Here is a 20,873-nt window from a genome sequence, read left to right on the forward strand (position 1 = left end):
GGTGTCTATTTATGAAAAAGGGTTGGTTGTTTACGCTGCTCGTTGTATTGTCTGTGGTGCTGGCAGCATGCGGAGGTAATAAAACAGCGGAGAATGCGGGTGCAAGCACAGGTACAGGTTCAGAGGCCAATGCGGGGGCAGCACAGTCCAATGAGGAAATTGTTATCAAACATCAACTTGGCGAAACCAAAGTGAAGAAAAATCCGCAAAACGTGGTTGTGTTTGATTATGGCGTACTGGACACCCTGGATCAGTTGGGCATAGAAGTTGCCGGTGTTCCTCAAGAAGGCGTTCCTCCATATTTGGAAAAGTATAAAGACGCCAAGTACACCAACGTTGGTAGTTTGAAAGAAGCCGATTTTGAGAAAGTAAATGCGATGAGTCCTGACCTGATTATTATCTCGGGACGTTTGTCTGATTCATATGAAGAGTTGAGCAAGATTGCACCGACCATTTATATGGCGGTAGACACCGAGGATTACATGAATTCCCTGACGGAAAACGTGAAGACACTTGGTGAGATTTTCGGCAAGGAAGCTGAAGCGGAGCAAGCGTTGACTACCATCGAAGCCTCTGCTCAAGCATTGAAAGACAAAGTAACGGCTGCAGGCAAAAACGCACTGATCGTGCTGACAAACGAAGGCAAACTGAGCGCATATGGTGCAGGCTCTCGATTTGGAGTCATTCATGACGTATTTGGTTTTAAACCAGCAGATGCCAATATTGAAGTGTCAACTCATGGACAGAGCGTTTCCTTTGAATATGTGATGGAGACGAATCCGGATTACCTGTTTGTGGTAGACCGCAGTGCAGTGGTTGCAGGCAGTGGGGAAGCAGCTCCAGCTAAACAGGTCATCGAGAATGATCTGGTTAAGAATACAACAGCGTACAAAGAAGGACACATTGTGTACCTTGACCCGAACTACTGGTACTTGTCCGGTGGTGGCCTGGAATCCATTCAGGAAATGATCAAGGAAGTGGACGCAAGCGTCGAATAACTGAAGTATATAACAGCAACATATTGGAATTGGGAAGAAGGATCTCTGCGAATGCAGGGATCTTTTTTTGTTTTCCTGAAGACGGAAGGATGCATGGATTTTTGTAAATCGTCCACATAATTCCCGTTCATTTGGCACAAGCTACCTTGTATAAAAAAAGAGCGGAGGGACGGACATGGCCGACAGGACAACAGGAAAAGAAGCTGCCTCAAACGCAGCCGAAAAAAAACATATCCCCTTGGGGCTGCCATCTCCGCCCATATTGAAGCAGCCCATCGGATTAACACATGAGAGCCATATGCTTGCCCTGAAAGACATTTTCTCGGACAGTTCGGACGTGGTCTTCCGTGATGTCATGATTTCGGCTGAGGTTCAGGGACTCCTCGTATACATCGAAGGGATTGTGAACTCGGCTGATATCCAGGATCATATGCTTCGTCCACTAATCCGGGGGCTTGTCGAGCAGCGCACCGATGAGCCTGATGTGCCCATCGATGATACACGCATTGCGCTAACTCAGGTGAAAAAGGTGGACTCCTGGGCTGAAGCAGCCGATGGTGTGCTGGAAGCATCGGCACTACTGTTGATTAATGGAAGCCGGGAAGCCTGGCTCTTCAATGTCAAAGGCGGCGTGCGCCGGGGGGTAGAGGAACCTCAAACCGAATCGGTTATTCGGGGGCCCCGCGAAGGATTTACGGAGACACTGCGTGTAAATACAGCTCTCATCCGATTCAAGTTGAAGAATTCGTCACTCAAAATGTTGAGCATGACCATCGGGACAGAGACCAAGACCAATGTGGTACTAACCTATCTGGATGATATTGTGGATGAGAAACTGATCAAGGATGTCAAAAAACGCCTGAACAAGATCAAGATTGACGGCATTCTGGAAACGGGATATATCGAGGAATTGATTGAAGATCATCCGTATTCCCCGTTCCCGCAGATGCATTATACGGAACGCCCCGATACGGTCGTGGGGAACCTGCTGGAGGGCCGTTTTGCGATTCTGGTGGACGGCAGTCCGTTTGCCCTGATTGGTCCGGTGACCATGTGGCAGATGCTGCAGGCCAGTGAGGACTATTATGAACGGTTCTTTATTACCAATCTGGTGCGATGGATCCGGTTTTTGTTTGTGGCGATTGCCTTGTTTCTGCCAGCGCTATATATCGCCATCACGACTTTTCATCAGGATATGCTCCCGACAACGCTGATTCTGAGTATCGCCGGAGCCAGGGAAGCCATTCCGTTCCCGGCCCTGGTGGAAGCTCTTATTATGGAACTTTCATTTGAAGCCTTGCGTGAAGCGGGGGTCAGGTTACCGAAGACGGTAGGTCAGGCAGTCAGCATCCTGGGTGCACTCGTAATCGGGCAGGCCGCGGTTCAGGCCGGGATAGTATCGGCGCCCATGGTTATCATCGTATCCATGACAGGTATTGCTTCGTTTACCATCCCGCGCTTTAACTTTGCCATTACGGTTCGTCTGCTGCGGTTTCCGATCATGCTCCTCGCCGGAGCGCTCGGACTGTATGGCATTGTCATCGGACTGGTATTGATCTCGGTCCATCTGACGCAGATGACTTCCTTCGGGGTTCCTTATCTGTCGGGGCTGAGTCCATATCACAGAACGGATACCAAAGATATTGTAATTCGTACACCATGGTGGAGAATGATCAATCGTCCTTCCACGGTGCATCATGATAAGAAGCGGATGAATGCCAAGATTAATGGGTCGCCAGAAGCTGAGGAGGGATGGTAAGCTCATGCATTTCATGCATAAGTATCGCACCGTGGTGCTGCTTTTCCTGTGTACCCTCCTGTTATCAGGCTGTTGGGATCGCGAAGAGATTAATGATATTGCATTTGTGATTGGAATTGCAGTGGACAAGGAGAAGCAGGATTATAGGACAAGTTTGCAAATAGCGTTACCTGGTCAGTCTGGCGCTTCCGGAAGTGAAGGTGGCGGGGGAGGGACAAGTGGGGACAAATCCTGGTTCATGCTGTCCACGACAGCCAAAACATTTCGCGGGACCTCGCTTGAAGGGCAGAAGGCCCTATCCCGGAGGCTCTATTATGCACATCGTCGTACGCTTCTGATCGGAGAGGATCTGGCCAGGGAAGGCATTGCTCCGATGCTGGACCTATTAACCAGATATCCCCTGAACCGCCTGTCAGCCATGCCAGTCGTGACCAAGGGGGAAGCATTTAAGGTTCTTGATACAGACGCACCGATTGAAAAATTCCCTTCGGAGATGGTACGGGAGCTATGCTTCCTGAATATGCGGCATCCGCGTTCACTCAAATTGTTTATAGACTCCATCCTCTCAGACGGAATCGACCCCTTTCTCCCGATTGCTTCCGTTGCGGAAAATGTACCGAAGGATTGGAAGGATGTCAAAACCAATATCAAGCTGGATGGACTGGCCATCTTCAAAAAGGACAAACTGGTGGGAATGATTGAAAAGGCACCTGCAGATGCACTGATTTTGGCCATGGGTGAAGCCAATACGCCAGAGGTAATGATTAAGGCTCCAGAGGGAGAGGGGACGTTGTTCCTGAAGCTGAACGAAAACAATTCTTCGTTCAAGCCGCATATTCACAATGACAAAGTGAGTGTCACGATTCAACTATACGCCAAGGGAGTTTTGGTGGATAACGAATCGAATTATGGCGACCTGCGGGAACGTGAGATTTTGACGCTTACCGAAGCTATTCACAAAAAAGTGAAGGAAGATATCGAGGAGGGCGTAAGGCTGATCCAGCGAAAGTATAATGCCGATATTCTGGGGCTGGGTCGTTCCATACATCAGCAGATGCCGAAAGAATGGGATAGGATCAAGGACCGTTGGTATGACATTTATCCGAATATGGAAGTCGTGGTAGAGCCACATATCATCATTGAGAATGTAGGGATCACCAATAAACCGATTGGATTGACCGAGGAGGAGATCGTCCATGATTAAGCCGCTCGTGTTTACTTATCTGGCGATGGTCATCATCGTCATTATCATGGACTTTAAGCACCTGAGGCAGGCGGCGGCGATTAACCGTTGGTTATCTTATGTGGTGATAGCAGGCAGTACCGGAATTTGGTTCTATGTTACCCACTTAAGCAAAACGTTCTTTATTACGGTTTGGCTGACCCATTGGATCCAGCGGAATTTACCGCTGCCATAGATGTTTGTCACATATCGACATTCCGGTTGAGCAGGCAGAAAGGAGGTAATTTGATGAATCAGGCAGTGACTAGCCGGCAGCTTACGCTGCTAATCTTGCTGCTGAGTGTAACAGGTACGCTGATTCAGCCCCATGCACAGGCCATTTTCTATGCCGAACAGCATGCCTATCTATCCTATATCCCTGTGTTTCTCGTCACATTTGCATCCATGTGGATGTTAAATCGTGTCCAAAGCCGGTTTCCCGATCAGGACCTCTTTGAGTCTCTGGTCAAAAGATTTCCTTTCTTGGGACGGGTGACGGGCTTGATGTATATCATGTTTTTTCTTTTGATATTTGCTCGAGACATCCGGTTGATCGGTGACTATGTAAGTATAACCTTGCTTGAGACGACGCCCATTTCCATTATTGTGTTGTCTCTCTTGGTCATGGCTGTGTTTATTGTCAGAGGAGGACTGGGTTCCTTAATTGGGATGTCTGAGCTGTACATTACCTTATTTCTGCTCAACTCGGTCATTGTCCCATTCATGTTGATTCAACAAGTTAACCTGGATAATCTGATGCCGTACTTTGATATTGATGTAGAAGGTGTAGGCAAGGGAAGCTGGTACATCTTTTCCTTCTTTGGAGAGATGATTGCACTGCCTTTTGTAGTTAAGGGAAGCGACTTTCGTTTTAAACCGGTAACTTGGGGAGTAACGATAGCCGCCTTGCTGATGATGTTAATTATGATCGAGACCATCACCTCCATTGGTGTGCCAATTGCATCGAGGCTGGTATACCCATCATACGAACTTGCCAGACAGCTGCAGGTAAGTGACTTTCTGGACCGGTTTGACCTGGCCCTAGCTGCGGCTACCCTGCCTACCATGATTACGAAGATTGGGTTTGACTTGTATTTTATCTGTTGGGGTCTGAAACGGATCATTCCCAAAGTTTCCGGGAAGCTCATGACGGGTCCAGTCGCACTCCTTGGATTTGCCTGTGCATTCTGGTTCTTCAAAAATGCAATTCAGCTGTTCCGCTTCACGCGGGAATGGACATGGATTGCCATTCTGTTCGAAGTGCTCTTTCCGATCCTTCTTTTTGTGTTTCTTCGACCACGTAAAAAGGAAAGGGACTCCTCACGCCAAGGAGAGAACCATCGCGATACAACCAACAAACAGCATGAACAGGAGAAGAAAAGACGCGATTCTGGCCAGGAGGATGAAACAGGAAAGGATGAAATGCAGGGGGGCGAGCTTCAGCCTTCCTGATGCCAATCATAAAAAATCGTTATAGAAGAACACGCCAAATGACGTGAAACAAGGTTTCCCTCCATGAAACTACCCTGTATACTGTAGTCAAACGAATGACGTTCGGACGAACGAACTGGGGGGAAACATGAATGGCTCAACATTTGGCAGGTATACGTGTAGCACTGACGGGACCGCGTAAATCCAAGGAAATGGCGTTGTTAGTTGAGAAAATGGGTGGTATTCCACTCGTGCGGCCAGCACAGGGAACGGTATTCCTGGATGATCGGAACATACGCAATGGTCTCGTCTCCTTGATCTCTGATCCGCCCGACTGGGCGGTATTAACTACAGGCATGGGACTTGATGCCATATTTGAAATGGCAGAGGATATGGACATAGCTGGTCAACTGCTGGATGTCTTGGCGGAAGCTTCAATAGCAGCAAGAGGATACAAAACGGTGAACTCACTTCGCAAGCGCAAGCTATCACCGCTGGTTCGGGATGATGACGGCAGTACGGACGGGCTGATTCGAGAATTCGCGCCACATAATCTTGCCGGCAAAAAAGTCATGCTCCAGCTTCATGGAGAAACTGCGCCGAAGCTGGTCAACTGGCTGGAAGAACAGGGTGCTGAAGTAAGACAGGTTCTGCCTTATCGCCATGTACCGCCGGAAGAGGCCGAACTGGAACTGCTTTTGAATGAAATCGTGCAGCATGAGGTCGATGCCGTAGCATTCACCAGCGGCCCCCAAGTACGGTTTCTGGCAGCATACGCAGCTTCTCAAGGCAAGCTGGAACAGATGCAGCAGGCTTTCCGGGACGGTGTGATTCCTGCATCTGTAGGTAAAGTGACTGCAAACGCCATGCGTGAAGAAGGAATTGAAGTACTGGTTGTTCCGGAGGAAGAAAAGATGGGAGCACTCATCGTTGAGCTGGGACGATATATTGCTGCAGCACACGCAGATCAATCCTGATAAGCAGATCAGGATGCAGGTCTGTTAAAGGATCCGGTAAGATCGTTATGAGGGTTTCGCATATGGATATATCATTCAAGTTCTGATCTGTTCTGGATCAGAACTTTTTTCTGTTTTGTCTGAAAATAGAATCGTGGACAAACATCATAAGCATGGACATTTTTTCCTGAGCGGTGTTATGATGAAAGCAATATCATTCATGAAAACAAGCAAGGTGCTCTTGCGTCGAGCAAGAGGTAACAGGGAATCGGGTGCAAATCCCGAGCGGTCCCGCCACTGTAATGGGGAAGCCCTTTTCATCCAAGTCACTCGTACATCCGGGGAAGACAGAAAAGGAAGCTAATGATCCAGAGCCAGGAGACCTACCTTGCATGTGTCACCGAACCCTTCGCGGAAAGGAGTGGTGTACGAAGAATCAGGAAACGGGCGAACAACCGGTTCGCCTGGCAGGCCCTTTGCGGCCATGCAGCCACAGGTCTATCCTCAATAGGGCCGTGGACTGTCTTCTTGAGTGTACGTACATGCGTATCCCATCCGTTATAAGGATGGGATTTTTTTGTTTTTTACAGTCGATCCGGAACTGGATTTAATCGAACATGCCGCGAAGAAGAAGGTCGGTCAAGCCGTCCTTTTTCACTGTTTTGGAATAGCCCCGATAAGAAGGTTGAGCTGCACAGAGCAACTCAATAATCAAGAGCTGGCTACAGACCACGGCTGAAGAAGCGATGATATAGATGTGATTGACGTGCTAAGGGTGAACAGGGAGATGGAGGAGGAGAAGCAATGCAGAGTCAAGGAAAGCTGCTGATTATCGGATTTGGCCCAGGAGCGATGGAGCATATCACCACACGGGCATTGGAGGCACTACGGGAGAGTGAGGTCATCATTGGTTACAACACTTACGTTGATCTGATTCGTCCACTCCTGGACGGACAGGAGATTGTACGGACAGGCATGACCGAAGAGGTAAGCCGGGCACAGGAAGCGGTCAGACAGGCCGAGATGGGCAAAATCGTTGCAGTAATCTCCAGTGGCGATGCAGGTGTATATGGCATGGCCGGATTAGTGTATGAGGTGCTGATGGAGCAAGGCTGGAAGCCGGAAACCGGCGTTGGCGTTGAGGTTATCCCGGGTGTATCTGCCATTCAATCCTGTGCTTCCTTGCTGGGTGCACCCGTAATGCATGATGCATGTACGATCAGTCTGAGTGACCACCTTACGCCATGGGAGACGATTATTCGCCGAGTTGAAGCAGCAGCATCAGCTGATTTTGTCATTGCTCTGTACAATCCTCGCAGTGGACGCCGGACACGCCAGATCGTGGAGACGCAGGAGATGCTGCTGCGGTACCGTAGTCCCCAGACGCCAGTGGGGCTTGTAAAAAGTGCCTATCGTGAACGTCAGGATGTCGTGATGACCACGCTGGAAGACATGTTGAACCATGATATCGGCATGCTGACGACCGTGATCATTGGTAACTCCTCGACCATGATGTACGAAGGACTCATGGTCACACCGCGTGGATATCAGCGGAAATACACGCTGAATACCGTGGAACAACCGCTCAGACCACATGAGCGGCTCCGCACGGAAGCTGAGCCTTGGTCGCTCGGCGCGATGGAGGCCCGTTCTGCCGCTTCCGCAGATGCAGCAGGCACAGTCCGCGATACGCAGACCGCGCAGCCAGCTGTGGAACCAGCCCTGCGCGGCGCCAGCGCCAGTACGGGCATGGGACCGCAAGGGCAGCAGGGCGCTGGCATGCCTGCTGCTCAGCCAGCGGGCGGCAGCACCGCAGTGCTTGCAGCCGAGCGGCCTGCAGCGGTGGAAGGCGCACCGCGTGCTGCCTTGGCGATGCCGCGTGCCGGTGCGGCCGAACTGGCTGCCGAGGCGCTGACGCGGCTTGCGGCAGGCGGCAAGCTCGCTGGCGAAGCGGCCAGCCGCTGGCTGGATGCAGCCGGGTCAGGCGTGCCAGCCGCGACGCCGCAGACTGCAGGGGCAGCTGCTGTGCGGACAGCACCCGAGCCGGGACGCAAGGCACCGCTGTTCGAGATTGGCGTGTCGCCTGGCGTCGGCAACAAGAAGTTTACTGCAGCCCAGATGGCGCTGCTGGCACAATGCGCGAGTGAAGAAGGCGAGCTGGAATACACGCCGGAGCATCAGATTATTTTGCGGGTACCGACCTTTGAGCCGGATCAGCTGGTAGAAGAGCTGCGTGCAGCGAATTTTATCGTGGTGCCGATCGGTGACGTTATCAAGGTGAAGGCCTGTGACTTCTGCAACATGGAGAAGGATGATGCCGTTCCGATGGCCAATCATTTGCAGGCAGTTATAGGCGGACTTAGTGCGCCGAAAGAGACCAGTGTGGCTCTGAATGGCTGCGGCATGGCATGTTACGGTGCCGTGCTCGAGGACATCGGAATCGTCTACCGCAAGGGCGGATACGACCTGTTCCTTGGCGGCAAGAAGTTCGGACGAAACGCTCACCCTGCCCAGCCGGTAGCCGAAGGGATTCCAGGTGATCAGATTGGCGGGATAGTGGAGCGAATCGTAGCGGAGTACAAGGAAAAGGGACACCCGAATGAGAGGTTCCATAAATTTTTCAAACGCGTTGGAGTAATCCAAGGCTTCCGTCACGTCGATGCGCCTGTGACCGTGGAAGTAAACCCGGTATGCGGCGACTAGGGATTGTGCCAGTTTTGTTACCATCTGAATATTTTTTTAACCAGCGTTTGTAGTTATACCGGAAAAATTCCATTGCACTTTTTATATAGATCGAAATGATTGGGCAACCCCAGGTTACCCTGCGTGAAAGGCTCGTTTACCGAGTAAGCACAATCTAAAATTGAGATGCCTGGTCTATGGATCAGGCGGGGGAGGAAGAAGCCATGATGAATGCCATTTTGCTGGTTGGACACGGCAGCCGTGATCCAGAGGGAAACCGGGAGTTAATGGAGTTTGCAAGAGCGGTAGCGGAGAAAGCGCCGGAGAATACCGTGGTAGAGACCTGTTTTCTGGAATTAACAAGACCAAGCATTGCTGAAGGGGTTACGGCTTGTGTAGATAAAGGGGCAACGCGTGTCGTATTGGTTCCGATTATTCTGTTTGCTGCAGGCCACGCCAAAATTGATATTCCGAATGCCATTGACCGGGCCAAGATTCGTTATCCGCAAGTGGAATTTGTATATGGGCGTCCGATTGGCGTACATGAGAAGGTCGTTCAAATTATGCAGACCCGTCTGCAGGAAGCTCAGCCTGTCCTTGTTACCGCCAATCAAGGCGGCGCAGCAGTGGCGGCTCCGCCCGCTCCTGTCACGGATGAAGAGACAGCCGTACTTGTCCTTGGTCGGGGAAGCAGTGACCCGGATGCCAACAGTGACTTTTTCAAAATGACCCGGATGTTGTGGGAGAAACTCCCATATAAGTGGGCTGAAAGCAGCTTTATTGGTGTGACGCAGCCTTCATTCCCGGATGGATTGCAGCGTTGTCTCCTGCTCGGGGCGAAGAAGATCGTCATCATGCCTTATTTCCTGTTCACAGGTGTGCTGATCAAACGCATTGATGAGATGACTGCAGAATTTGCTGCGGCACATCCGGACATTCAGGTGGAGATCGGAGGATATTTTGGATTCCATCCAAAATTGGTGGAGCTGGTACTGGAACGTGCGAACGAAGGGTTGAATGGACGGGTAGCGGCCAACTGTGACAACTGCCAATTCAGACTTGAGGCTGCCAAACATCACCACCATCACCATGATCACGACCACGATCATGACCATGACCACCATCACCATCATCATGATCATGCACACGATCACAGCCATGACCATCATCATCATGACCACGACCATGGACACAGCCACGATCATCACGCCCATGATCACGAGCACCACCATGAGGAGCGTCATAGTCACGAACATGCCGTGAGCAGCCGTGAAGCATCGCTGGATTATCATCATGACCACGACGGGGAATTGCACCATTCGCATCATGACCACGAAGGTGCGTTGCATAATCAAGATGAAGAGGGCGGAGACGGAGAGAACACCTCACCAGAAGATGCAGGGCATGCTCAGATCGCAGCAGCTTCGGAGCGGGTGAACCGTCCATGATCTTGATGTTATGCGGTACAAGTGATGCGCGGGAATTGGCTGTGCAGATTCAGCAGCAGGGGATGGACGTACTCACATCGGTTGTAACCGAGAGTGCAGCGCACAGTCTGTCCGAGGCGGGGCTGCCGGTTCGAACAGGCAGGCTGACGATAGAAGCCATGGTCCAGCTTGTCCGTGAAAAAGGAAGCCGTGTCATAGTGGATGCAAGCCATCCCTTTGCGGAAGAGGCCCATGCCAATGCCATGGAAGCAGCCAGACAGGCAGGAATTCCTTATATCCGTTACGAGCGAACGGGACTTGCCTACGATGACCATCCGCTGCTTCATGTCGTGCCTTCCTATGAGGAAGCTGCTCTTAAGGCAAAAGAACTCAAAGGTTCTGTCATGTTAACGACAGGAAGCAAAACGTTGCAGATTTTCACCAAGCATCTGCTCGGTGATCCTGACATTCGTCTCGTTGCCCGTATGCTTCCGCGTCTCGACAATATGGAGAAATGCGGTGAACTGGGTGTGGAACAGCGCAATATTATTGCGATGCAGGGACCCTTTTCCCGTGAAATGAACGAAGCATTGTACAAGCATTATGCCACCACCGTTATGGTGACCAAGGAAAGCGGCAAGACCGGGGCTGTAGATGAGAAGATTCAATCTGCACTGGAGCTTGGCATTCAGGTTGTATTGATATCCCGACCAGAAGCCGAATTCGGAACGGTGTTTGATGAATTTGAAGGTGTACTCTCCGAGTTGAAGCGTGTATTGATGGAGTAGAACACCCGAATAGATCAAATTGGGATAGACCCATTTTGAATCATATTACGATTGAAGGAGTGAGTGCATATGGATTTCAAAACGGAATTTAAACCTTTAACTGTACAGCCCCAGGAGATTGAGGGAAAAAGCTTCGAGATGATTACCGAGGAGCTGGGTGAGCACCCATTCACGGAAGAGCAATATCCAGTGGTACAGCGTGTCATTCATGCCTCAGCTGACTTCGAACTTGGCCGCAGCATGGTTTTCCATCCGGATGCCATTCAGGCAGGAATTGCAGCCCTTCGTGCAGGGCAATCCGTCATTGCCGACGTACAGATGATCCAGGCTGGAGTAAGCAAGGATCGTATTCGCGGGTTCGGGGGAGATGTACACGTGCATATTTCCGACCCGGATGTGATGGAGGAAGCGAAGCGGTTGAATACGACGCGGGCCATTATCTCGACGCGTAAAGCAACCAAGGCCTATGAGGGCGGAATCTATGCCATCGGTAACGCACCGACAGCATTGCTGGAGCTGATTCGTTTGGTAAAAGAAGGCGAAGCCAAGCCAGGCTTGATCATTGGTATGCCTGTTGGATTCGTGTCCGCAGCTGAATCCAAGGATGAGCTGCGCAAGCTGGACATCCCGTTTATCACGAACATCGGCCGCAAAGGCGGCAGCACCATCGTAGTAGCTGCCCTGAACGCGATCTCGCTGATGGCAGTGAAGGCATAGTCGCTGTTTCAGCCTACACTGAGCGTACCTAGAGTGTACCTTAGCAGGGAGTACAAGGGCAGCGCTAACGAACCGCAAAGGCCTTATATCGCAGATAATCATGAGTTATAAACTCTAACAAACCTGAGTGAAGCTATTCTGCTCAAAGCCAGCCAAAAACGCTGGGAATATCGGCTCTAATTTGAAATAACATCGCTACGATTCGTTAGATTTTCAGTGTGTAGAAATCGGCTCGAATAGCACTTCCTATGTTCGTTAGAGTGTAGCAATCATCAACTGACGGAGCGAATGTTTGAGCATGTATGGTACAAAGTGCATGAGGTAGATTCAATCCCAAATCTGGAGACAACAGCGATCGGAAGAACGATCCGTACCCGTAGCGGCCACCCCGTATTTTTGGCATACGCGGTAAACCAAGTGTCATCTACTATGTAATGTGATAAGAAAGGACGGGAGGTTCAAAGCCATGGAAAAGAAACGCATGAAAAGCAGGGAAGCACCCGATCCGGACAAACCGATGCGTTCCGGCTTCACCACTGGAGCCTGTGCTACGGCCGTTGCCAAGGGGGCCACGCAGCTCCTGTTAACCGGGGTTACTCCTGCACAGGCTGTGGTTTCATTGCCCGCGGGCTTTGACCACTCGTTCGAACTGATCGAGCAGGAACTGATGACGGATGGCACGGCTACCTGTGCCACCATCAAGGATGCCGGGGATGATCCGGATGCTACGCATCTGGCGAAGATCATCGCACATGTATCCTGGCGTGAGGAGCCCGGTGTGGAGCTGGATGGTGGCATCGGGGTAGGTCGTGTTACCAAACCCGGCTTGCCTGTTCCTGTGGGCGAAGCGGCGATTAATCCCGTTCCGCGACGTATGATTACCGAGGCCGTGACCCAGGTGCTTGCCGAACATGGGACAGCCAGGGGTGTGAGGGTCGTTATTAGCGTGCCGGACGGCGAAGAGATTGCCAAGAAGACGCTGAATTCGCGTCTCGGCATTCTGGGCGGCATCTCCATTTTGGGCACACGTGGGGTGGTCGTTCCATTCTCCACCTCTGCATACAAAGCAAGTGTGGTACAAGCCATTTCAGTTGCGCAGGCGTCCGGCTGTGATCACATTGTGCTGACGACAGGCGGCAGCAGTGAGAAATATGCGATGAAAATGATGCCTGAATTGCCCGAAGAAGCCTTCATTCAGATGGGTGACTTTGTCGGGTTCGCCATCAAGCACGGGAAACGACTGGGCATGAAACGCATCAGCCTGGTGGGGATGCCGGGCAAATTTGCCAAAGTGGCTCAAGGAGTCATGATGGTGCACTCCAAGAGTGCGCCGGTGGATTTTGGATTTCTTGCGTCCGTGGCCCGCGAGACCGGGGCTGGAGATGAACTGGCGCAAGCGATCGAGGAAGCCAACACGGCGACTCAAGTGGCCGACATGATGACTGAGGCGGGGTATTTGCCCTATTTTGAAAAGCTATGTACATATGCCTGTAGGCACTGTCTGGAGCATGCCGGAGGCGGAGTAACGGTCGAAGTGGTATTGGTCACGATGAAAGGAATGGAATTGGGGAGGGCGGAAATCAGTGAACTGGACGACAGCAGCTGGAGCAAAGAATCATAGAATCCGTATCATCGGCGTAGGTGAAGAGGGTGCGGCAGGGTTGACGGCGGATAGCCTGAATCTGATTCAGGAAGCGGATGTGCTGGTGGGCGGCGAACGTCAGCTGCAGTACTTCCCAGCATTTGCGGGAGAGAAACTTACAATTAAGAGCGGATTAAGTGACTTGGTTGTGAAAATAAAAGCACTGCAGGACACGCACAACGTCGTTGTGCTTGCCTCGGGAGACCCGCTGTTCTACGGCATCGCCGGGTATCTTGCGCGTAAGCTGGGCCCGGATCAACTGGAGATCCGGCCTAATCTCAGTTCGCTGCAGCTGGCATTCGCCAAGCTTGGCGAGAGCTGGCACGACGCCGTGCTCGAAAGCGTGCACGGACGTCCGCTCAAAGGCCTCGCACAGCGCATCGATGGCAAAGCAAAAATTGCGCTGCTCACGGACGAGCATAACAGCCCCGCTGCGGTTGGGGCTTATCTGCAGCAGTTCGGCATGACCGAGTATGATGCCTACGTTGCCGAGAACCTCGGCGGGACAGACGAGCGTGCCCGCCATTACACCCTGGACGAGCTGGCGGCAGCTGAATGCAGCCCGCTGAACGTCGTCATTTTGCTGCGCCGCAAGGATGTGCCTGCGCCGCGCCGGGGATTCGGTTTTGCAGATGAGGAATTCCATCAGCGCAAACCGGAGAAGGGCCTGATTACCAAGCGCGAGGTCCGCACCTTCAGCTTGTCTGAGCTGCGACTTGGCGAGGACAGCATCGTGTGGGATATCGGCGCAGGTTCCGGCTCGGTGGCGGTCGAGTGCACGCGGCTTGCGCCGCGAGGCCAGGTTTTCGCCATCGAGAAGAACGAAGGTGACCTCGTGAACATCGAGGCCAACCGGGTGAAATTCCGGACGGACTTTACCGTCCTTCATGCCAAAGCACCAGCAGGGCTGGACGAACTACCGAATCCGGATGCGGTGTTCATTGGCGGCAGCGGCGGCGAGCTTGCTCAGCTGATCGCCCTATGCGCGTCCCGGCTGCGCCCCGAGGGACGCATCGTCGTGAATGCAGCGACCATCGAGACGCTGCATGACAGCATGAAGGCGATGCGCGATGCAGGCATGGACGCCTCGGTGACGTTGCTTCAGACGGCGCGCAGCAAGCCGATTCTGAACATGACCCGTTTTGACGGATTGAATCCGATTTACGTGATCACAGGCCAGCATGCCGCGACAGAGGAAGCGGTAGCTGGAGCGGAAGAATAACTTTTCAAGGACAGGACAAGGGGGAAAACAACATGAGTACGGCAGCAGTAGGTACGCTGTATGGCGTGGGTGTCGGGCCGGGAGACCCGGAACTGATTACGGTGAAGGCATACCGAATGATCCGGGAGTGTCCGGTGGTGGCATATCCGAAGAAACGCAAGGGCGGCAAATCGTATGCCCACGAAATCGTGGAACTGTATGTTAACCCGGAAGAGAAAGAGATGCTCGGCCTGATCTTTCCGATGACCAAGGACCCGGTTGTCCTTGAACGGGAGTGGGGCAAAACCGTCGAAGCCTGCTGGGGTGCGCTGAAGGAGGGGAAGGATGTGGCCTTTGTAACCGAAGGCGATCCGAACCTGTACAGCACCTTCATTCATCTGGCACGACTGATGCGTGAACTGCATCCCGAGGTACCGATTGCTTCGATTCCGGGAATTTCATCTGTACTGGGCGCCGCAGCGGCACTGGATATCCATCTGGCAGACGGTGATGAGCAGGTGGGCATTATCCCCGCGACTGCCGATAAGGAAGCGATGCGTCAGGCAATTGAGCATCACGATACAATTGTATTTATCAAAGTGGCGAAGGTGCTGGACCCGATGCTTGAATTGCTGGACGAGATGGGTCTCGGGGGTAAAGCCTCGGTCGTCACCAAAGTCACTTCTCCATATGAACTGGTCTGGCGCGATGCCCGTGAACTGAAAGGGCAGGAGCTGGAATATCTGAGCCTGATGGTGGTGAGCAAATGAAAACACTGGAACCGAAAGTATATATTGTAGGTGCAGGCCCGGGTGACCCCGAACTGATTACGGTGAAGGGCTCGAACATTTTGAGAAATGCGGATCTGGTCCTGTACACCGACTCCCTCGTGAACGATGAACTGATTGCGACGGCAAAGCCTGAAGCAGAAGTGCTGCAAAGCTCCGGCATGGATCTGGAGCAGCAGGTTGAACTCATGTGTGAAGCCACTCGTGCAGGCCGGAGCGTAGCTCGTGTGCATACCGGTGATCCGGCGATGTACGGCGCAATTCTGGAACAGATGGTACTGCTGAAACAGCAGGGCGTGGAGTACGAGATCATCCCGGGTGTTAGCTCGGTCTTTGCTTCGGCAGCAGCCCTTGGAGCGGAACTAACGGTGCCTGAACTGACTCAAACGGTTATTCTGACACGCGCAGAAGGACGCACACCTGTGCCTGAACGCGAGAAGCTGCGTGATCTGGCGTCACATCACTGTACGGTAGCCCTCTTCCTAAGTGCAACGCTGGCGAAAAAAGTCGTGGTTGAATTCCTCGCCGCAGGGTGGAGCGAAGATACACCGGTGGCAGTGGTGCAGCGGGCGACTTGGCCGGATCAGAAAATTGTACGGACTACGCTCGCCAATCTGGCTGCTGATCTGCGTGCCGCTGGTATTACGATGCATGCGATGATTCTGGCAGGCTGGGCGCTTGATCCCGATCTCGTGAATCGGGATGCCCACCGTTCCAAGCTGTATGACAAATCCTTCACTCATGGTTATCGCAAAGGAGTGAAGTCCGGTGAGTAATCCGTTTGCAGCCGTGGCCATCACGAAGCATGGCGTGGAGATGGTACGCAATCTGGCTGGACAATTCCAGGGTACGGACGTGTATTACATGAGCAAGTTCGCCCGCGGGGATGAAGAAGAGCTGGGTTATCAGCTGTTTGAAGGCTCGGTGAAGCTGATTTTGCCGGATCTGTTCAAGCGTTACAATGGTATCATTCTATTTATTTCTCTGGGTGCGGTAGTCCGCATGATTGCCCCGCTGCTGGTGGACAAAAAAGTCGACCCCGCCGTGCTGGTCATTGATGACCGCGGCGAGAATGTCATCAGTGTGCTGTCCGGCCATCTCGGCGGTGCGAATGAACTGACTCGTCAGGTCGCGGAAGTACTCGGTGCACGCGCAGTGATCACAACGGCTTCGGATGTCCAAGGGACGATTCCGGTAGACATGTTCGGACGGGAGCTGGGCTGGATCGTGGACAGCTTCGACAAGGCCACGCCAGTCAGTGCAGCGGTTGTTAACGAGGAGCCGGTTGCGCTGATTCAGGAGACGGGAGAGCGGAACTGGTGGCGATATAACAAGCCTGTCCCGGATCATATCCGCGTCTTCAGCAGCATGGAGGAAACCGAGTCGTTTCCGTTTAATGCGGCACTTGTGGTTAGCGACCGCCTGCTCACCGATGCTGAACAGACACGTTTTCTGACCAATGGTGTGTTGTATCGACCGAAGAGTCTCGTACTTGGCATGGGCTGCAATCGCGGCACATCCATGGAAGAACTGGAGCAGGAGATGCTCGCCACATTGGAAGAGCTGTGCCTTTCGGTGAAAAGCGTAAGAAACATAGCCACGATTGATCTGAAAAAGGATGAAGAAGGCCTGCTGGCTCTATGCGCCAAATACGGCTGGGAACTTGTGACGTATACGCCAGCCGAGCTGAATACTGTTAAGCTTCCGAACCCGTCGGAGACGGTATTTAAATATACCGGAGCTTACGGTGTAAGCGAGCCAGCGGCATTACTGTCTTCCGGAGCGGACCACTGGCTGCTGGAGAAGAAAAAGAGCGGAAACCTGACGATTTCCGTAACGCGAATCCCTTTTGACTAACAAAATTGAAATTATGCGCTTCAGCGATGAAGCAAATAGGTATTATGTAGGCCGCATCGTTTAGAGGTGCGGTTTTGTTATATCGAAGAAAGGTGGAAATCGATCATGAGCAGTTCAAATCAACATGCCAGACCACGGCTGATCATAGCCGGAACGGGGAGCGGTGCAGGAAAAACAACGGTGACCCTGGGCCTGATGAAAGCGTTGGCCCGAAGCGGAATGAGCGTACAGGGCTTCAAGTGCGGGCCGGATTATATTGATCCAACCTATCATACGGCTGTAACGGGCAGGGCATCGCGGAACCTGGATGCATGGATGACGTCTCCGGAGTATGTAAGAGAAGCATTTGCGAAAGCATCAGCGGGACATGATATTTCTATTATTGAGGGTGTCATGGGACTGTATGACGGCAAAGATCCCTTAAGCAATACGGGGTCTACTGCGGAGATTGCTCTCATTACACAGACTCCGGTCATTCTGGTCGTGGATGTCCGCAGCATGGCTCGAAGTGCAGCCGCGATCGTACTTGGTTTTCAGCAGCTGGAGCCGGAGCTTAACATCGCTGGTGTCATCGTCAATCGTTGCGGAAGTGCCAGCCACTACAGTATTGTGAAGAAAGCCATTGAGCAGATGTGCGGCATTCCTGTGGTTGGATGGCTGAAACGGGAGGAGGACATGTCAATTCCCGAGCGTCACCTGGGGCTGGTCCCTGCCATTGAACGGGGAGAGTTGGAGCCTCTGTTCGAGCGGGCTGCAGACGCATTGCTGGAAGGCACCGATCTGGATGCGATTATTGCCATAGCGAAGGCTGCACCTGCCATAGAAGAAGAGTTAATCATGAACCATGAGGATGTTTCACGGCAAAACACAGATCCAATGTGGGCTGGTGTCCATTTGAAGTGCAGCGAAGACAACACGTCTGGCGAGTCCGATGAACGCGGAACTTCGTCCAGTCCGGTAATAGCTGTTGCCCGGGATGCGGCGTTTAATTTCTATTACCCGGATAATCTGGAGCTGCTCGAAGCAGCAGGAGCCCGATTGAAGTACTTCAGTCCTCTTGCAGGGGATGGCATACCGACTGAGGCGGATGGCATTTATCTTGGCGGGGGCTTCCCGGAGGAGTTTGCGGCATTGATCGCAGATAACATCTCGTTTCTGGAGGGGTTGCGTGAGGCCGTTCGCAGTGAGATGCCTTTGTTTGCGGAGTGCGGCGGTTATATGGTGCTTGCCGAAACGTTAACAAACCGAGAAGGGCTAACTTATAACATGGCAGGGATTATACCTGCCAAAGTGCAGATGCAAGCGAAGCGTGCAGCACTCGGATATCGTGAGGCCAGAGCTGTAGAGGATTCCTTTTTGTTGAAAAAAGGAGAGGTGATTCGGGGCCATGAATTTCATTACTCTACCATGACCTACCAAGAGGAAGGAAACATTCCCTATGCTTATGAGACTAAGGGATTACGGGGCATGAAGCAGGAGGGATATGCCAGAGGTAACGTTGTAGCCGGGTATACCCATGTTCATCTCGGTTCTCATCCAGGTGCAGCAGGGAGATGGGTGCAGCATTGTCTGTCATACCGACTGAGAAGAAGTGGTCAGCATATATAAGTGTAGATTTTTCAGATGGAGTGACAGAAGAAAAGAGAATCCTGCATTCATCACATCATGAGACTTTGGTCGTGAAGTTAAGCTTTACTGTTTACATTTAAAGGTTTTTGCCTGACCATGTGGAATGAATTAAAAGACAGAGCAGCCTGGATAGGGAGGGGAAGCATGGTGAGAACCGTATGTGTGACCGGGGCAGCCCGGGGACTTGGATTGGCTCTGACAGCACAAATGCTGAAGAGAGGATATACTGTATATGCCGCAGGTCTGGATATGGAGAGCTCTGAGGGGATTCGTCTGCTCGTGCAAGCTTATCCGAAGCATCTTCGGGTCATCGAGCTGGATATTGCCGATGATCTGTCCGTTGCGTTGTTTACCGAGACCATCAAACTGGATACAGATCGTCTGGATATGCTGATCAATAATGCGGCTATACTAGGGAATATTACGGATCATGTCCGCGGGCCGTTAAACTTTGCCGAAATGGCGGAGGTATTCAACGTGAATACGCTGGGTTCACTGCGCGTAACTCACGCATTGCTGCCCCTCCTTCTTGCGGGCACGGGCAAGCTGATTGTGGACATCTCATCGGAGGCGGGCAGTATTGAGCAGTGCGACAGACATGGCTGGTTCGCTTACTGCATGTCCAAATCTGCACTAAACATGCAGGCTAGGCTTGTGCATAATGGGATCAAGGATGAAGGTGGGCAGGTCATGCTGATTCATCCCGGGTGGGTGCAGAGCTATATGAGCGGTGAATTGAACACAGCCGCAGACCTTACGCCAGAACAATCGGCTCAGCATATAGCAGCACTTATTGACCGCCACAAGGAGTTTAGGGGAGATCAGCCTGCCTATGTAGACTACAAGGGGGATGAGCTTCCCTGGTAATCTTGTTTATAAAGTGAGTCTACTTCTACACTATAACGGAGAGAGCAGAACCAATCTGGAGAAACGAAGTGCTCGCTGAAAGCTTTCAATAAGAAAGCTACATCGGAAGCATAAGCTTATCCCTAGATTTTCTCATTAATAAAAGAATACAAATAAATCTAGGGATAACAGCGATCGTAAGATGGTTCTGCAATCGGAGTGAAACGGTGTAGAAACTTTTCTCATTTTATATAGGTTTAACATGAAAGGAGTTTTATTAATGGACCATCGTAAAAAGGCGTTGTTGCTCGGCGATTATACACATCCGGACTGGCATCCGCTGCAGGATGTTGACGCGGAGATCAGCCGTATTTTTCATGATAGCATGACCGTGCAGTGCAGCGAGAATCGCAATATGCTGCTGCAGGAAAACATATCGGGATTTGATGTGTGTATCTCATATATGGACGATTGGAAGGGGAAAGTCTCTCCACAGCAGACAGCTGGATTGCTGTCCTATGTGAGCAATGGAGGCGGATTGGTCATTCTACATAACGGGATTTCGCTTCAGAATCGTTATGAACTCAAGCAGATGATTGGTGCGAAATTCCTGCATCATCCACCGTATGGACCGCTGGAATTTACCGTAACGGAACATAAACACCCTGTGACCGAGGGGATTACCGGATTCACCATGGAAGAAGAGCCTTACCTGTTCGAGTTTGGGTCGTTTGCCGAAACCACAATCCTACTTGAATACCAGACTGAAGACGGACCTAAGCCTGCGGCTTGGGCACATACTTATGGATTAGGCCGGATTGTATACCTCATGCCAGGACATCATGTGCCTTCTTTTGCACACGAATCCTATCGCCAGCTGATTTTGCAGGCAGGCAAATGGGCAGCACGATACGTGTAACCTGATCGCTT

The 20,873-nt window shown here is 51.8% G+C and carries 18 protein-coding genes and 1 riboswitch; all 18 genes read left to right on the forward strand.

All coding sequences use genetic code 11. From position 1 onward, the window contains the following. Nucleotides 1–11: 11 nt before the first annotated feature. Nucleotides 12–998 (forward strand): siderophore ABC transporter substrate-binding protein, encoded by a 987-nt coding sequence (locus ABIC22_RS11650; protein WP_127537328.1) that lies wholly within the window; start codon nucleotides 12–14, stop codon nucleotides 996–998. 175 nt (nucleotides 999–1,173) lie between these two features. Further along, nucleotides 1,174–2,757, forward strand: coding sequence for a spore germination protein (locus tag ABIC22_RS11655; protein ID WP_354480931.1), 1,584 nt, complete (start codon nucleotides 1,174–1,176; stop codon nucleotides 2,755–2,757). Nucleotides 2,758–2,761: 4 nt separating this feature from the next. Then, complete coding sequence (locus ABIC22_RS11660) at nucleotides 2,762–3,961, forward strand: Ger(x)C family spore germination protein (RefSeq protein WP_354480932.1); 1,200 nt, start codon at nucleotides 2,762–2,764, stop codon at nucleotides 3,959–3,961. Next, nucleotides 3,954–4,175, forward strand: a complete 222-nt coding sequence (locus ABIC22_RS11665; protein ID WP_110758540.1) for a hypothetical protein — start codon at nucleotides 3,954–3,956, stop codon at nucleotides 4,173–4,175. Before ABIC22_RS11660 ends, ABIC22_RS11665 begins: the two co-directional genes overlap by 8 nt. A gap of 53 nt (nucleotides 4,176–4,228) precedes the next feature. Beyond that, the gene (locus ABIC22_RS11670) at nucleotides 4,229–5,431 is read left to right on the forward strand and encodes an endospore germination permease (RefSeq protein ID WP_354480934.1); all 1,203 of its coding nucleotides are present in this window, start codon (nucleotides 4,229–4,231) and stop codon (nucleotides 5,429–5,431) included. Between the two features lie 131 nt (nucleotides 5,432–5,562). Beyond that, on the forward strand, nucleotides 5,563–6,387 hold the full coding sequence (locus ABIC22_RS11675) for a uroporphyrinogen-III synthase (RefSeq protein ID WP_354480936.1): 825 nt from the start codon (nucleotides 5,563–5,565) through the stop codon (nucleotides 6,385–6,387). Nucleotides 6,388–6,582: 195 nt separating this feature from the next. Next, a riboswitch (cobalamin riboswitch) is annotated at nucleotides 6,583–6,771 on the forward strand. A gap of 399 nt (nucleotides 6,772–7,170) precedes the next feature. After that, nucleotides 7,171–9,069, forward strand: a complete 1,899-nt coding sequence (gene cobJ, locus ABIC22_RS11680; RefSeq protein WP_354480937.1) for a precorrin-3B C(17)-methyltransferase — start codon at nucleotides 7,171–7,173, stop codon at nucleotides 9,067–9,069. A gap of 206 nt (nucleotides 9,070–9,275) precedes the next feature. Continuing rightward, nucleotides 9,276–10,496 carry a sirohydrochlorin chelatase gene (locus tag ABIC22_RS11685; protein ID WP_354485941.1) on the forward strand — a complete coding sequence of 407 codons (1,221 nt, stop codon included), beginning with the start codon at nucleotides 9,276–9,278 and terminating at the stop codon, nucleotides 10,494–10,496. Further along, entirely contained in the window at nucleotides 10,493–11,263 is a 771-nt protein-coding gene (gene cobK, locus ABIC22_RS11690) for a precorrin-6A reductase (protein ID WP_354480939.1), read from the forward strand. The genes ABIC22_RS11685 and cobK overlap by 4 nt, the downstream gene beginning before the upstream one ends. 69 nt (nucleotides 11,264–11,332) lie before the next feature. Next, nucleotides 11,333–11,980, forward strand: a complete 648-nt coding sequence (locus tag ABIC22_RS11695; RefSeq protein ID WP_127537321.1) for a precorrin-8X methylmutase — start codon at nucleotides 11,333–11,335, stop codon at nucleotides 11,978–11,980. Between the two features lie 466 nt (nucleotides 11,981–12,446). Then, nucleotides 12,447–13,601, forward strand: a complete 1,155-nt coding sequence (locus tag ABIC22_RS11700) for a cobalt-precorrin-5B (C(1))-methyltransferase (protein ID WP_354480941.1) — start codon at nucleotides 12,447–12,449, stop codon at nucleotides 13,599–13,601. Continuing rightward, the gene (gene cbiE, locus ABIC22_RS11705) at nucleotides 13,564–14,844 is read left to right on the forward strand and encodes a precorrin-6y C5,15-methyltransferase (decarboxylating) subunit CbiE (protein ID WP_354480942.1); all 1,281 of its coding nucleotides are present in this window, start codon (nucleotides 13,564–13,566) and stop codon (nucleotides 14,842–14,844) included. Before ABIC22_RS11700 ends, cbiE begins: the two co-directional genes overlap by 38 nt. A gap of 32 nt (nucleotides 14,845–14,876) precedes the next feature. Then, the gene (gene cobI, locus ABIC22_RS11710; RefSeq protein WP_095291300.1) at nucleotides 14,877–15,593 is read left to right on the forward strand and encodes a precorrin-2 C(20)-methyltransferase; all 717 of its coding nucleotides are present in this window, start codon (nucleotides 14,877–14,879) and stop codon (nucleotides 15,591–15,593) included. After that, nucleotides 15,590–16,387, forward strand: coding sequence for a precorrin-4 C(11)-methyltransferase (cobM, locus tag ABIC22_RS11715; protein WP_127537319.1), 798 nt, complete (start codon nucleotides 15,590–15,592; stop codon nucleotides 16,385–16,387). The genes cobI and cobM overlap by 4 nt, the downstream gene beginning before the upstream one ends. After that, nucleotides 16,380–17,468 (forward strand): cobalt-precorrin 5A hydrolase, encoded by a 1,089-nt coding sequence (locus ABIC22_RS11720; RefSeq protein ID WP_154894765.1) that lies wholly within the window; start codon nucleotides 16,380–16,382, stop codon nucleotides 17,466–17,468. The genes cobM and ABIC22_RS11720 overlap by 8 nt, the downstream gene beginning before the upstream one ends. 105 nt (nucleotides 17,469–17,573) lie before the next feature. Further along, nucleotides 17,574–19,076 (forward strand): cobyrinic acid a,c-diamide synthase CobB, encoded by a 1,503-nt coding sequence (locus tag ABIC22_RS11725; RefSeq protein WP_354480945.1) that lies wholly within the window; start codon nucleotides 17,574–17,576, stop codon nucleotides 19,074–19,076. A 165-nt stretch (nucleotides 19,077–19,241) separates the two neighbouring features. Then, complete coding sequence (locus tag ABIC22_RS11730) at nucleotides 19,242–19,964, forward strand: SDR family oxidoreductase (RefSeq protein WP_354480946.1); 723 nt, start codon at nucleotides 19,242–19,244, stop codon at nucleotides 19,962–19,964. A gap of 259 nt (nucleotides 19,965–20,223) precedes the next feature. Then, entirely contained in the window at nucleotides 20,224–20,862 is a 639-nt protein-coding gene (locus ABIC22_RS11735) for a ThuA domain-containing protein (protein ID WP_095291082.1), read from the forward strand. Nucleotides 20,863–20,873: the final 11 nt, after the last annotated feature.

It is taken from the genome of Paenibacillus sp. PvP094, assembly GCF_040546835.1.
GTDB classification, from domain to species: domain Bacteria; phylum Bacillota; class Bacilli; order Paenibacillales; family Paenibacillaceae; genus Paenibacillus; species Paenibacillus illinoisensis.

Coding starts and splice junctions, on each gene's coding strand:
- ABIC22_RS11650 (WP_127537328.1), top strand. CDS start 12: ATGAAAAAGGGTTGGTTGTTTACGCTGCTCGTTGTATTGTCTGTGGTG.
- ABIC22_RS11655 (WP_354480931.1), top strand. CDS start 1,174: ATGGCCGACAGGACAACAGGAAAAGAAGCTGCCTCAAACGCAGCCGAA.
- ABIC22_RS11660 (WP_354480932.1), top strand. CDS start 2,762: ATGCATTTCATGCATAAGTATCGCACCGTGGTGCTGCTTTTCCTGTGT.
- ABIC22_RS11665 (WP_110758540.1), top strand. CDS start 3,954: ATGATTAAGCCGCTCGTGTTTACTTATCTGGCGATGGTCATCATCGTC.
- ABIC22_RS11670 (WP_354480934.1), top strand. CDS start 4,229: ATGAATCAGGCAGTGACTAGCCGGCAGCTTACGCTGCTAATCTTGCTG.
- ABIC22_RS11675 (WP_354480936.1), top strand. CDS start 5,563: ATGGCTCAACATTTGGCAGGTATACGTGTAGCACTGACGGGACCGCGT.
- cobJ (WP_354480937.1), top strand. CDS start 7,171: ATGCAGAGTCAAGGAAAGCTGCTGATTATCGGATTTGGCCCAGGAGCG.
- ABIC22_RS11685 (WP_354485941.1), top strand. CDS start 9,276: ATGAATGCCATTTTGCTGGTTGGACACGGCAGCCGTGATCCAGAGGGA.
- cobK (WP_354480939.1), top strand. CDS start 10,493: ATGATCTTGATGTTATGCGGTACAAGTGATGCGCGGGAATTGGCTGTG.
- ABIC22_RS11695 (WP_127537321.1), top strand. CDS start 11,333: ATGGATTTCAAAACGGAATTTAAACCTTTAACTGTACAGCCCCAGGAG.
- ABIC22_RS11700 (WP_354480941.1), top strand. CDS start 12,447: ATGGAAAAGAAACGCATGAAAAGCAGGGAAGCACCCGATCCGGACAAA.
- cobI (WP_095291300.1), top strand. CDS start 14,877: ATGAGTACGGCAGCAGTAGGTACGCTGTATGGCGTGGGTGTCGGGCCG.
- cobM (WP_127537319.1), top strand. CDS start 15,590: ATGAAAACACTGGAACCGAAAGTATATATTGTAGGTGCAGGCCCGGGT.
- ABIC22_RS11725 (WP_354480945.1), top strand. CDS start 17,574: ATGAGCAGTTCAAATCAACATGCCAGACCACGGCTGATCATAGCCGGA.
- ABIC22_RS11730 (WP_354480946.1), top strand. CDS start 19,242: ATGGTGAGAACCGTATGTGTGACCGGGGCAGCCCGGGGACTTGGATTG.
- ABIC22_RS11735 (WP_095291082.1), top strand. CDS start 20,224: ATGGACCATCGTAAAAAGGCGTTGTTGCTCGGCGATTATACACATCCG.